Annotated in this window: 11 protein-coding genes and 1 tRNA gene; 2 read left to right on the top strand and 10 right to left on the bottom strand. The window is 45.9% G+C overall.

The window, feature by feature from the left end; translation table 11 throughout:
- Positions 1 to 3: 3 nt before the first annotated feature.
- Complete coding sequence (locus AACR11_RS07325) at positions 4 to 1,320, bottom strand: adenylosuccinate synthase (RefSeq protein WP_005451418.1); 1,317 nt, start codon at positions 1,318 to 1,320, stop codon at positions 4 to 6.
- Between the two features lie 173 nt (positions 1,321 to 1,493).
- Here AACR11_RS07325 and AACR11_RS07320 point away from each other — a divergent pair, with 173 nt between their 5' ends.
- Positions 1,494 to 1,679 (top strand): DUF2065 domain-containing protein, encoded by a 186-nt coding sequence (locus tag AACR11_RS07320; RefSeq protein ID WP_005451416.1) that lies wholly within the window; start codon positions 1,494 to 1,496, stop codon positions 1,677 to 1,679.
- Positions 1,680 to 1,786: 107 nt separating this feature from the next.
- Here AACR11_RS07320 and hflC read toward each other — a convergent pair whose 3' ends face one another.
- The 8 genes from hflC to tsaE all read right to left on the bottom strand — a co-directional run bounded on the left by hflC (position 1,787) and on the right by tsaE (position 11,003).
- Positions 1,787 to 2,767: a protease modulator HflC gene (hflC, locus tag AACR11_RS07315; protein ID WP_005438334.1), complete on the bottom strand. Its 981-nt coding sequence runs from the start codon at positions 2,765 to 2,767 to the stop codon at positions 1,787 to 1,789.
- 2 nt (positions 2,768 to 2,769) lie between these two features.
- Positions 2,770 to 3,972 carry an FtsH protease activity modulator HflK gene (gene hflK / locus AACR11_RS07310; protein WP_005451415.1) on the bottom strand — a complete coding sequence of 401 codons (1,203 nt, stop codon included), beginning with the start codon at positions 3,970 to 3,972 and terminating at the stop codon, positions 2,770 to 2,772.
- 45 nt (positions 3,973 to 4,017) lie between these two features.
- Positions 4,018 to 5,307 (bottom strand): ribosome rescue GTPase HflX, encoded by a 1,290-nt coding sequence (gene hflX / locus AACR11_RS07305; protein WP_005451407.1) that lies wholly within the window; start codon positions 5,305 to 5,307, stop codon positions 4,018 to 4,020.
- 38 nt (positions 5,308 to 5,345) lie between these two features.
- Positions 5,346 to 5,609 (bottom strand): RNA chaperone Hfq, encoded by a 264-nt coding sequence (hfq, locus tag AACR11_RS07300; RefSeq protein ID WP_005451405.1) that lies wholly within the window; start codon positions 5,607 to 5,609, stop codon positions 5,346 to 5,348.
- 194 nt (positions 5,610 to 5,803) lie between these two features.
- Positions 5,804 to 6,736: a tRNA (adenosine(37)-N6)-dimethylallyltransferase MiaA gene (miaA, locus tag AACR11_RS07295; protein WP_005451402.1), complete on the bottom strand. Its 933-nt coding sequence runs from the start codon at positions 6,734 to 6,736 to the stop codon at positions 5,804 to 5,806.
- A complete protein-coding gene (gene mutL, locus AACR11_RS07290; protein ID WP_079324605.1) occupies positions 6,733 to 8,796 on the bottom strand; it encodes a DNA mismatch repair endonuclease MutL in 2,064 nt (687 codons plus the stop codon). Before mutL ends, miaA begins: the two co-directional genes overlap by 4 nt.
- An 18-nt stretch (positions 8,797 to 8,814) precedes the next feature.
- On the bottom strand, positions 8,815 to 10,545 hold the full coding sequence (locus AACR11_RS07285) for a LysM peptidoglycan-binding domain-containing protein (protein WP_029789506.1): 1,731 nt from the start codon (positions 10,543 to 10,545) through the stop codon (positions 8,815 to 8,817).
- Positions 10,539 to 11,003 (bottom strand): tRNA (adenosine(37)-N6)-threonylcarbamoyltransferase complex ATPase subunit type 1 TsaE, encoded by a 465-nt coding sequence (gene tsaE / locus AACR11_RS07280; protein WP_005438321.1) that lies wholly within the window; start codon positions 11,001 to 11,003, stop codon positions 10,539 to 10,541. The genes AACR11_RS07285 and tsaE overlap by 7 nt, the downstream gene beginning before the upstream one ends.
- A 297-nt stretch (positions 11,004 to 11,300) precedes the next feature.
- Here tsaE and queG point away from each other — a divergent pair, with 297 nt between their 5' ends.
- Positions 11,301 to 12,428, top strand: coding sequence for a tRNA epoxyqueuosine(34) reductase QueG (gene queG / locus AACR11_RS07275; protein ID WP_029789508.1), 1,128 nt, complete (start codon positions 11,301 to 11,303; stop codon positions 12,426 to 12,428).
- A 528-nt stretch (positions 12,429 to 12,956) separates the two neighbouring features.
- Here queG and AACR11_RS07270 read toward each other — a convergent pair.
- Positions 12,957 to 13,033: transfer RNA gene (locus tag AACR11_RS07270), tRNA-Met, on the bottom strand.
- Positions 13,034 to 13,236 lie beyond the last annotated feature (203 nt).

Genomic DNA, 13,236 nt, shown 5'->3' with positions numbered 1-13,236 from the left:
CGATTAAGCTTCGAATGGGTGAACCTTAATGATAGTTTCGTTACGGTCAGGACCTGTAGAGATGATGTCTACTGGCACGCCAGTTAGCTCTTCGATACGCTTGATGTAATCTAGAGCAGCTTGTGGTAGCTCTTCGATTGATTTCGCACCGAATGTGTTCTCAGACCAACCTGGCATTGTTTCGTAGATAGGCGTTGCTTTTTCGAATGCTTCAGCAGCCATCGGAGAAACTTCTAGCGTAGAGCCATCTTCCATCTTGTAACCAGTACAGATTTTTAGCTCTTCTAGACCATCTAGTACGTCTAGTTTAGTTAGACAGAAACCAGATACAGAGTTGATTTGGATTGCACGACGCATAGCTACAGCATCGAACCAACCAGTACGGCGTAGACGACCTGTTGTCGCACCGAACTCGTGACCAACTTCACCTAGGTGTTTACCTACTGGATCTTGCTTATCTAGACCGTCGTATAGCTCAGTCGGGAATGGGCCTGCACCAACGCGAGTACAGTAAGCTTTCGCGATACCAAGGATGTAACCGATGTGACGAGGACCGAAACCAGAACCTGCAGCAACACCACCAGCAGTCGTGTTAGAAGAAGTTACGTACGGGTAAGTACCGTGGTCGATGTCAAGTAGAGTACCTTGTGCACCTTCGAACATGATCTTGTCGCCGCGCTTACGTGCTGCGTCTAGTTCGTCAGTTACGTCGATAACCATTGAAGTTAGTAGTTCAGCGTAGCCTTTCGCTTGCTCAAGTACTTCTTCGTAGCTTACTGGCTCAGCTTTGTAGAAGTTAACTAGTTGGAAGTTATGGAATTCCATTACTTCTTTTAGTTTCTCTGCAAAAGTAGCCATATCGAATAGGTCGCCAACGCGTAGACCGCGACGAGCAACTTTATCTTCGTATGCTGGACCGATACCACGACCCGTTGTACCGATAGCTTTTTTACCGCGAGCGATTTCGCGAGCTTGGTCCATTGCAACGTGGTAAGGAAGAATTAGAGGACATGCTTCAGAAATGAAAAGACGTTCGCGTACTGGAATGCCGCGCTCTTCAAGAGGTTTCATTTCTTTAATTAGAGCTTCAGGCGATAGTACAACACCGTTACCGATAACGCATTTTACGTTATCGCGAAGGATACCTGATGGAATTAAGTGAAGAACGGTTTTTTCACCGTCAATTACAAGTGTGTGACCTGCGTTGTGACCGCCTTGGTAGCGTACCACGTATTTTGCATCTTCAGTTAAAAGGTCTACGATTTTACCTTTACCTTCGTCACCCCATTGGGTGCCTAGAACGACTACGTTATTTCCCATCTTTCCAAGTCTGATTGCTAGTTAAAAATGGATTCTAGCACCGAATCACTCTTCTTGCAGTCATTTTTTGTTCACAGAGTTGATACTAGAATGCAAACTCGCCACCCCTGCTCATTTCGAAATCACTACATCGCTGATAATATTTACTTTTCAGAATTCAACTAGGAATCATGATGTCTGAGTCTATTTGGCTAGCGATAGGGCTAGTATTGATTGTTGAAGGTATTGGACCATTGGTCGCCCCAAATGGCTGGCGCAACATGGTGGCTCAGTTGAGTGAGCAGCCAGATAACCAATTACGCCGCATTGGTGGTTGCTTAGTGGTAGCAGGGGCTGTCATCGCTATCATGATGAGTTAATCACGCTTCTGACTCTATCTTGAATTTGTCTAGCAGATACCGTTAGAAACAAAAGATACAAAAAAGGCTCCATAACGGAGCCTTTTCAATTTGCAGTAACGCTTAGGTTATTTCGCTTCTGCGCCTTTCGCGTTGTTCATGTATTGGAAGAATTCACTCTTCGGATCCAGAACAAGGATGTCACTCTTAGAGCTGAACGATTTCTCGTAAGCCTTTAGAGAACGTAGGAAGCTGAAGAACTCAGGATCTTTGTTGTACGCATCTGCGTAGATCTTCGCTGCTTCTGCATCCGCTTCACCTCGCGTTACACGAGCTGTTTTGTCTGCTTCAGCAAGAATCGTCGCTACTTCAAGCTCAGCTTGTGCGCGGATAACTTCTGCTTTCTCACGACCTTGAGAACGGTGTTTACGAGCTACCGACTCACGCTCTGCGCGCATACGACGGTAGATAGATTCACTGATCTCATCTGGTAGGTTGATCTTCTTCATACGGAAGTCAACGATACGAACACCCAAGTCTTTCATTGCGCTGTCGCGCGTGTCTTTCAACACTTCAGACATGATTAGGTCACGTTCGCCATCGATTTCCAATGCTTCACGAGCTGCCTCTGTGCTCACTTCATCACTGCTTGCGTCTTCTGGAAGTACGTCGTTATTACGTGGACCAGATACGATTTGCTTGATTTCACGAGAACCGATTTCTGCACGTAGAACGTCTGTTACTTTACGCTCAAGAAGCGCTTCAGCAGTCAGCGTGTTACCGCCGCCAGTTGCTAGGTAGTAACGACCGAAATCTTCAATACGCCACTTCACGTAGGTATCGATGATTACGTCTTTTTTCTCAGACGTTACGAAACGGTCAGCACGGCCGTCCATTGTTTGGATACGCGCATCAAGTGTTTTTACGCGGTCAAACAAAGGCATTTTGAAGTGCAGGCCCGGCTCGTAAATACGAGTGATGTCGTTGTTGTCTTTCAAGACACGACCAAATCGAACCACAATACCGCGGTCACCTTCAGGAATCACAAACAGTGACATCAGCATTAATGCCAGTGCGATGACCAGTACAGGGATCATTAACTTACGCATTCTTAGTATCTCCCTTGACGTGTACCAGTTGAACGAGACTGCGTGTTCGAAGTGTCTTCTTGCGAACGCTCAGATTCCAATTGGATGTGATCGTACGTTGAAGTCGATTTCGATTTACGTTTAGTGTCTGTTTGACCATCTTGACCAGCCAGTTTATCGATTGGAAGGTAAAGAAGGTTGCCGCTAGATTCAGAGTCAATCAACACTTTCGATGTGCTTGAGTAAACCTCTTCCATCGCGTCTAGGTACAGACGGTCACGAGTTACACCAGGTGCCGCTTGGTATTCAGGCAGTAGTTTTTCAAACTGAGCTACTTGACCAAGAGCTTCGTTGGTTACACGCTCGTTGTAACCTTGCGCTTCTTTCTTCAAACGCTCTGCACGACCTGTTGCTTTCGGCAAGATTTCGTTCTTGTAAGCTTCTGCTTCACGGATGAAACGCTCTTCATCCTCACGCGCAGCGATTGCATCATCAAACGCATCTTTAACTTGCTCTGGCGGACGCGCAGACTGGAAGTTCACATCAACAATCACGATACCCATATCGTAGCTATCGATGATTTGATTTAGCGTTTCTTGTGTCGTTTGACGGATTTGCTGACGACCACTTGTTAGGATGCTATCCATCAGTGAGTCACCAATTACCGCACGTAGCGCCGAATCTGTTGCTTGACGCAAGCTGTCGTCTGCATTGGTTACGCGGTATAGATATTTGTATGGGTCAGCAACACGGTATTGAACGTCCATTGCTACTGTTACTACGTTTTCATCTTTTGTCAGCATTAAACCAGATGCACGTAGCGAACGAATCGCTTGCACGTTAACCGCTTCGTATTCGTCGATAAAACGAGGACGCCAGTTCAGACCTGGGTCTACGATACGGTCGTATTTACCTAAACGCAGCACAACACCACGTTCTGCTTCACCGATGGTGTAAAAACCAGCGAAGAACCACACCGCAATCGCAATAACCGCAATTACGCCGAAGCCAATTGCGCCACCGCCACCGCCGATAGAAGAACCACCGCCGCCTTTTTTACCAAACTTGCCACCCAGCTTTTGACTCAGTTTGCTGAACACTTCATCTAAATCTGGCGGACCTTGATCTCGGCCACCAGGACGCTGGCCACCACGATTATTATTACCCCAAGGGTCATTATCGCGGCCATTGTTGCCGTTGTTATTTCCAGGCTCATTCCACGCCATTAGAAAGCTCCATCATTTGATATGACGTTATACTGTAGCAGTCCTTTAAGTGACTATAAAGTCGACTAAAACTGCCCCTTCTCTTTTTTCAAGTCTAGACCAATCTACCTGTTGCATTCGAATATCGATCAACAAGTTACCTTCCTGGTCATATTCCTCACGTTGAATACACTTCATTTGGAAGAATGTACTACGGAATCGTCCTTGATACTGTGGAGGAATTCGCAACTGATGCTCAACCATTTGCGACGCTAAACGCTCGGTCAGCGCGTCAAACAGAAGATCAATGCCTAATCCATCCATTGCAGAAACCCAGACCGCGCGAGGCACGCCTTCCTCATCTCGTTCTATACGTGGTTTCTGCTCTTCTAGATTGTCAATCTTGTTCATTACTACGAGCGTCGGCACTTCATGTGCATCGATCTCTTCTAAGACTTCATGAACAGCTTGAATATTCTCACGAAAACGCTCGTCACTGGCATCAACAACATGTAACAAAATGTCAGCTTCTTGCGTTTCCTGCAAGGTTGCTTTGAAGGCAGCAACCAAATCGTGAGGCAGGTGTCGGATAAAACCAACAGTATCTGCAAGTATTGCAGGTCCTACATCTGCTAACTCTATCTTACGTAAAGTTGGGTCAAGAGTAGCAAACAGTTGATCTGCCGCGTAAACGCCAGCTTCTGTAATACGGTTGAAGAGTGTCGACTTACCCGCGTTGGTGTAGCCCACGAGAGAAATGGTTGGTATTTCAGCTCGGTTTCGGGCACGGCGTCCTTGTTCACGCTGCTTGGCCACTTTTTCAAGTCGACGCAAGATAGCTTTGATTCTGTCACGCAATAAACGACGGTCGGTTTCTAATTGGGTTTCACCTGGACCACGTAGACCGATACCGCCTTTCTGCCTTTCAAGGTGCGTCCAACCGCGAATCAAACGAGTAGAAATATGGCGAAGTTGGGCTAGCTCAACTTGTAGCTTACCTTCGTGTGTTCGTGCTCGTTGAGCAAAGATATCGAGGATGAGACCGGTGCGGTCGAGAACTCGACATTTGCACAGTGCTTCGAGGTTACGTTCTTGGGCAGGAGAGAGGGAGTGATTAAAAATCACAATTTCAGCACCAGTTAATTGCACCGCAGTAGCAATTTCTTGTGCCTTACCCTCTCCGACATAGTATTTCGGGTGTGGGGATTGACGACTACCAGTCACAACTTGTAGCGTCTCTACCCCAGCGGAAGAAACCAGCATTTCGAATTCAGCTAGATCTTCCCATTCACCTTCTTGCGTGAAGTTGATATGAACAAGTACGGCTCGCTCACCGGATTCATAACGGTCAAACAAGCAATCAACTCCTTATTGTAAAAATACTAAATGAAGAATTAATCTTCAGATTTCTCTTGTGGACGATCACCTTGAGCACGATCACCGCTGTGGTGGCTTACTGGACGAGCCGGCACAACTGTAGAGATTGCGTGCTTGTACACCATTTGGTTAACAGTGTTCTTCAATAGGATCACGAATTGATCGAAAGATTCGATCTGACCTTGCAGTTTGATACCGTTCACAAGGTAGATAGATACCGGGATACGCTCACGACGTAGCGCATTTAGGAATGGGTCTTGTAGAGATTGCCCCTTAGCCATTTTATTTTCCTTATTTAATTTGTAGTTGTAATTATTTAGCTAGTGGTGCAATGCAAAAGGTACTGCTTTTTGCATCTGAGCTAAACGAATCAAAAATGCACCCTAAGTAATTAGCAGCATAGTATAAAAACCGCCAATAACAGATCCTTTGAGAGTGCGTTCACGCAAAAACGATCACATTATACACAGCTATCTCAATCAGATGCTATTGCTTCTGACATGGTTTCAAGTGCCTGTTCAATGTTATCGCTATCCAACCAAGTTAAATCATTCCAGCTGCGTAACCAGGTGATTTGACGCTTGGCCAATTGACGAGTTGCACAAATGCCACGAAAAACGGCTTCGTCGCGTGTGCAGTCCCCATCTAAGTACTCCCACATCTGTCTGTAGCCAACGCAACGGATAGAAGGAAGATCAGGGTGAAGATCCTTGCGCGCATACAACGCTTTCATTTCCTCTTCAAAACCCGCTTCCATCATCTTATCGAAACGCAGTTCAATTCGACGGTGAAGTTCTGCCCTGTCCTTGGGAGCTATTGCAAACTGTTTGACTCGGTAAGGCAAGCTGTCGCCTTTAGTTTGAGTCAACTCAGTAAGAGTTTTACCTGAAATACGGAAGACTTCCAACGCTCTCGATAAACGTTGAGGATCGTTTGGATGAATTCTCGCAGCTGATACAGGATCAATCTCTTTCAGCTCATCGTGCAACACCGACCAACCTTTAGTCAATGCCTCTTGCTCAATTTGCTGACGAATTTCAGGATTTGCAGCAGGAAGAGGTGATAAGCCTTCAAGTAACGCTTTGTAATACAGCATTGTACCGCCAACCAAGAGCGGAATTTTTCCTTCTGCAACAATGTCATCCATTGCTTGTAGTGCATCACGACGGAAGTCCGCCGCAGAGTACGATTCGCTCGGGTCAAGAATATCGATGAGACGATGCGGCGCTAGACTCAGCTCGCGCTCATCAGGTTTCGCCGTACCAATGTTCATGTCTTTGTAGATCAACGCCGAATCCACGCTGATGATCTCAACCGGATATTTCTGGCGAAGACGAATCGCTAGCTCTGTTTTACCTGATGCAGTTGGCCCCATTAAAAATAGCGCCAAAGGTAGTTTGTCTGTCATGGTCTTAATTTGGCAATCGTGGCAGAGAAATCAACAGCAGACACAAATTTCGTGTCTTCTAATGGCAATTGACCATGTCTTAGCTGTTCAAGTTCCGCAATAATTTGGATGGCTTCGGAAAGAGTATAGTTGCTCTTAACTGTGGTGACCTGCAAAGCAAGCCAATCTATCAGCTCAGATAATAACTGAGCCGTTGCCACTTCCCTCGTCACGCGAGTTTGCGCGTAAGATAACAGATCTGGTATCAAATTTTGTAAGTTTTGTTGACGCAATGGTGAAGGTACGCCCATGACCATCAAGGCTTTATCATTTCGAGCTTTTAGCTGAATGCCTAACTGAGCAAAATCTTGTTGGTAATCCTGCGCAAGTTGAACCAACTCCGGTTCCAATTTCACCGATAATGGTACCAGTAGTGGTTGCGCTTTTAATGCACCATCACTTGGTGTGAGTTGCCCTTTGGTTCGATAGAACTCAGCTCTTGGTAGCGCAACCAAAGCCACACCACTGTCGCTGCTCATTAATACGTACTGCTCATCGACCACAGCTAAAGCTTTGCTCAGCGCCATCACTGAGGTTAAAGCTGCCTCTGCTTGATTAGTGAGCGCAGCCGCACTGGTTTCGCTTCGAGGTTCAAAATCAGGTGTCTGTAGCAATTCATGATACGCACGCACCTCTTGTTTGCTTGGTGTTGGCTCAGCATGACGCTGTTCTTTGTGTACACTCGGTTTAGGCGCAGGTTTTGATTCAATCCAATCTGTTCTCTTGAACGAGTCCGCTACGCGCGCTTCTCGCACAGAGGAATCGCTTGGCATACGATCGCGAGGTTTCGTTTCGTAGTCTGAGCGCCCCGGATAGGCTGGGGTATTATCAATCGCTTGATACACGCGTTCTGGCACTGGGGAAGCGATATGCTCTGGAGCACCAGTTAGTTCTGGAGTGCTAGTTGCCTCAGGTGAACTTTCTGGTTCAGGGAGAGACGTCATTGCCTCAAGTGACTCTGCTGCCTCAACAGGATCTGCGTGGTGGAATGCAGATTCATTCACATGTGGCTTATCAATCACTGAACTTTGCGCAAGGGCATCTGCCAACGCTTGATAGATGAAATCATGCACCAGACGTGCTTGATGGAAACGCACTTCATGCTTTGCAGGGTGCACGTTAACATCCACTTGGTGCGGATCGAGCTCAATAAACAATACATACGCCGCGAATTGATCAGGTTTGAGGCTGGTTTCGTAACTTTGACGAATCGCGTGATTGATCAATTTGTCACGCATCATGCGGCCATTCACGTAGCAATATTGTAGATCACTTTGCTGCCTAGCCCCTTCTGGCGTTGTAATCCAACCATGAAGCTTGAGCCCTTGATGTTCCAGTTCGATGCGCAGCATATTACGCACAAAAGCATTACCACATACCGCAGCAATGCGTTTTTCTGTTTGAAGCTGATTTTTTGCCGCGCGGTACTGGCGAATCATTTTACCGTTGTGGCGAACATTGATAGTGACATCAAAGCGACTTAACGCAATACGCTTTAGCAGCTCGTCGATGTGAGCAAATTCGGTTTTTTCCGTGCGGAGGAATTTACGGCGCGCAGGCGTATTAAAGAACAGGTCTAAGACTTCAACTGAGGTACCAATTGGATGCGCCGTCGGTTGGAGTTTGACCTTCATGTCACGCCCTTCAGAATAGGCACTCCACGCTTGTTCCTGTGCGGCTGGACGAGAAGTCATGGTCAAGCGCGACACCGAGCTAATACTCGCTAACGCCTCACCGCGGAACCCCAAACTCATGATGGCTTCGAGATCGTCCAATGTATGGATCTTAGACGTAGCATGGCGACTTAGCGCCAAACCTAACTCATCTTTCACAATCCCTTTGCCGTTATCGCGCACACGAATTAGCTTAGCGCCACCTTTCTCGATATCAATATCGATACGGGTTGCACCAGAGTCGAGACTGTTTTCTACCAGTTCTTTCACGACAGAGGCAGGTCTTTCAACTACCTCCCCTGCCGCGATTTGGTTTGCCAATCGTGCTGGCAAAATCTTAATGGTCATGATGAGTTATCAGTTCACTTACTTGTTTGGAATAATCAGTACCTGCCCGACGGCAAGCTCATCAGAGCGCAAGTTGTTCGCTTTGCGAATGCTAGAGACACTGACACCATATTTCGACGCAATCTTGCCTAGGTATTCTCCACGAGCAACCTTGTGTTTGCGAATTGGTTTGTCTTTCACCGCAACGGTGATCTTCAACTTCTGACCGACCCAAAGCGTATCTGATTTCAAATTATTTTCACGGCGGATATCAGCAATCCTCACTTTGTAGTGGCTTGCGATCTTACCGAGGAACTCGCCAGATTTAACAGTGTGCGTAATTGTCTCAGTTTCTACCGTGTTAGGTTTATTCGGGATGGATACTGAAACGGCACCTGTACCCGGGATTTTCAGCTTCTGACCGACGGCTAAACCGCTTGATTTGAGCTTGTTCGCACTCATGATCGCTTTGGTCGACGAGCCATATTTCTGTGCAATCACAGAAAGCGATTCACCACGCTTCACGGTATGAACAACAGGTTTCGCAGAAGACGAGAACACCGTGCCTTCTGGAGGATTATCTTTCAAGTACTGTACGACAGCTTTAGTGATCGCACGCGCTAGCTTATCTTGGTGAGAGCGTTGGAATAGTAACTTCTCTTCCGTTGGGTTCGAGATAAAGCCCGTTTCAACCAAAACAGAAGGAATCTGCGGAGAACGCAAAACTGCCAAGCTGGTATTGATTGGTTTCGAGTTATGCAGGCGAGCAACTTTGCCCATCTCACCTAAAATGTTTGTCGCTAACTTATAACCTTCTTTTTGCGAATGGCTGAACTGAAGATCTAACAAAGTTTGGTTGACGTTACGGTCATTTGAATTGCTCACAAATGCCGTTCCAGAGCCACCAAGTAGCTCAGATTGTTTCTCGTGATTCTCTACCCAACGTGCAATTTCGGTATTGGCACGACGAGTATTTAACACGAACACCGAACCACCACGAGGTTTAGGAGAAGTAAACGCATCGGCGTGAATCGAAATTAATAAGTGTGCGTCATGTTCACGAGCAATCGCAACACGGCGATTCAAGTTGACGAAGTAGTCACCAGTACGAGTCATGCGAGTTTTGATGCCAGGTACTGCATTTAGCTGAGCAGAAAGCTTACGAGAGATGCTCAATACCGCGTCTTTTTCATACTTTCGACGTGATGGACCAATTGAACCAGGATCTTCACCACCGTGGCCTGGGTCGATCACGATCAGAATCTCTTGTGCACGTTGGACCGTACTCATGTCTTTGCTTGGTTTTGCCGGTTTGCTCGGCTTAGAAGTATTACTCGCCGCCGCTGATGTTTTCGCCCCATGTGGCAAATCAATCACCAAACGATGACCATACTGACCACCTGGCGTTGGTTTTAGCGTAAACAGTTCAGCTTTGACGCTCTTCTTCAACTCAAAAACCAAACGGTATGTGCTTTTGTTTGGCGGAGAGCTTTTACGAACACGCTTCAACACAGGACTGTTCGTTACCGTAACAGGCAACTTAGCTTGCATAGACGTGTTTTTAATATCCACGACCAAGCGATCCGGTTCAGATAAAGAGAAATAGGAATAGTCAGCTTCCGCGCTTAAATCGATGACAACACGAGTCTCATCTGGTGAAGGCCAAACTCGGAAACTTTTAACGACGTTAGCAAATGCTAAATTGGGGATGATAAGGAGAAAAGTGGCGACAAATGCCGCCACTACTCTAAATTTTGAAAGACTCAACATAGCTCCAATCGACTGAGTAACTGCACACCATATTCATTATTTGCCGTAAGTTCGGCTACGCGCTGCTCGCCTTGGTAGCGAATATCCACATCAAGATCCGGTTGTGGCAGCATTCCTTGCCCTTTTTCTGGCCATTCAACCAAACAAATCGCATCATCCGTGAAGTAATCGCGAATCCCCATGAATTCTAACTCTTCAGGATCTGCCAGTCGGTATAGATCAAAGTGGTAAACTTGCCACTTATCCAGCTGATAAGGTTCAACCAAAGTATAGGTCGGGCTTTTTACGTTTCCTTGATGGCCAAGAGCACGGACAAAACCACGACTAAAGGTTGTTTTACCCGCACCCAGATCGCCATGCAGATAAATAGTGGTTTGTTGGGAACAAAGTTGAGCCAACGCGGTACCTAGTGCTACCGTTTCATGCTCATCTTTCAGGTTAAATTGTTTCGTGCTCATTGATGTTTCTCTAACTAATGATCGTTGACTATATAAAAATCAAAAGAACAGGAATAGTAAACTGTGTTGGTTTTGAGAGACAAGCTTTCAAATGTCATATGTGCGAAAAAAGTAGCCAATAAGGCAAAACCTAATTACCTGATTCTATTGAATGCATAAACAAAATTGCTCATGCCTGCGTCAACTTTTGATGACTTTGTTTCAAAATCTATTTCTCGACTTTATGTCTAGACTTTCTGGTAGCACCAATTCATAAGATCCGGTAAGATCCGCCCCCCTTTATCTCGGTGATAAAACATGAACTTCGAACAACTCGCTCAACAAATCAAAATTTGGGGTAAAGAGCTCGGCTTTCAGAAAGTCGGTATCTGCGATGTTGATCTTAGTGAACATGAAGCGGCTCTGCAAAAATGGCTTGATCAAGGCTACCACGGTTCAATGGACTGGATGGCTCGTCACGGCATGATGCGCGCCAGACCAAATGAACTTTTGCCGGGAACCGTGCGAGTGATTAGCGTACGTATGGATTACTTGCCACCCGAAGCAAAGTTTGCTTCCAATCTGGCAAACAAAAACCACGCTTATATCAGCCGTTACGCGCTCGGGCGTGACTATCACAAATTGGTGAGAAAACAGCTTAATAAACTTGGCAAACTTATTGAGCAAGAAGTCGGACAATTTGGCTATCGCCCTTTTGTCGACTCAGCCCCGATCCTTGAACGTCCATTGGCGCAAAAAGCCGGATTAGGCTGGACTGGCAAACACTCTCTGATTTTGGATAAAGATTGCGGCTCTTGGTTTTTCCTTGGTGAGCTGCTTATCGACTTACCTTTGCCTGTTGATGAACCAAGCGTTGATCAATGTGACAAATGTAAAGCTTGCATCACATCTTGTCCGACACAAGCGATTGTCGATGAAAAAGTCGTGGATGCGAGGCGCTGTATCTCATATCTCACGATTGAATTTGATGGTGTGATCCCAGAAGAGTTCCGCAAACCGATGGGAAACCGTATCTATGGATGCGACGATTGCCAATTAGTTTGTCCTTGGAACCGATATGCAGAAATCACTGAGCAAGAGGATTTTCATCGCCGCGAGAGTTTTGAAGACCCAGATCTCGTTACCATGTTCAACTGGGATGAGGCAACCTTCCTAAAACAAATGGAAGGGTCAGCAATTCGTAGAATTGGACACCTGCAATGGCTACGTAATATTTCTGTCGCACTTGGCAATGCAGAATACAGCCAGAGAACAATTGATGCCCTAGAAGCAAGACGCGGTGAAAGTGAACTGCTCGATGAACACATTGAATGGGCTCTTGCACAACAATTCAACCAACTTCCAGCAAATAAATCGGATTCTATTGAGACCAAGAAAAAGCGTTTAATCAGAATCGTAGAAAAAGGACTTCCAAGAGACGCATAATGCGTAGCTCATATGCAAGAGATTGAAAACTCTTTTTGCACGATCAATTCATGACCTTGTTCTCAATTCTGTAATGTGGAAAAAAATTATAGAGTCGAAGGAATTCGGGGAAGATAAAAAAGTTAAACACAACCTGAAGAAATGACTAGGATCAAAAAAACACAAATTAATGATCCTAATTTAACGCATCCGATCCGCAATAAAAGCAAGCTTTACTATATAAAACAAGCAGTTACGCAGTTACAGGAAACTTTTATTGTCCCCTCACAAAGAAAAGATCTTTCTTTACAGTCCTTCAAATTGAAGCTGAGAACACTTTATCAACCAACTTATCCACAGAATGACATATGTGGATAACTCTGTTAATTAAAGAGCAGAAAGGGGCCCGAACACCAGATTATTCGCTGTTCAGACAAGTCGTCTCATGTTTAAAACACAAACGAAATCGTCCGACATCGAGTGATGCGGATTAAATATTGTTTTTCAGGGGTTCATGCTTCGCAGCATTATGAAAAGAGCGATGTGAATTGGTTGCGGGGGCCGGATTTGAACCGACGACCTTCGGGTTATGAGCCCGACGAGCTACCAAGCTGCTCCATCCCGCGTCCGTGTATCACTGCTTTTGCAGTAATAAGAATTGGAGCGACACACGAGGTTCCCTATTCATAATAGAAAGGCGTGACCTCAACCTTGGCAAGTTTTTGCTCTATAAACGAGCGAGTGTCGCAATTCACTGTTAAGCACAATGAAAGCTATAAAGCTGGAGCGACACACGAGGTTCGAACTCGTGACCTCAACCTTGGCAAGG

Origin of the sequence: Vibrio sp. L85, from assembly GCF_963871815.1 — a bacterium.
GTDB lineage: Bacteria > Pseudomonadota > Gammaproteobacteria > Enterobacterales > Vibrionaceae > Vibrio > Vibrio harveyi.
The sequence above is the reverse complement of the archived record's forward strand: the minus strand, read 5'-3'. Positions and strand labels throughout refer to the sequence as shown.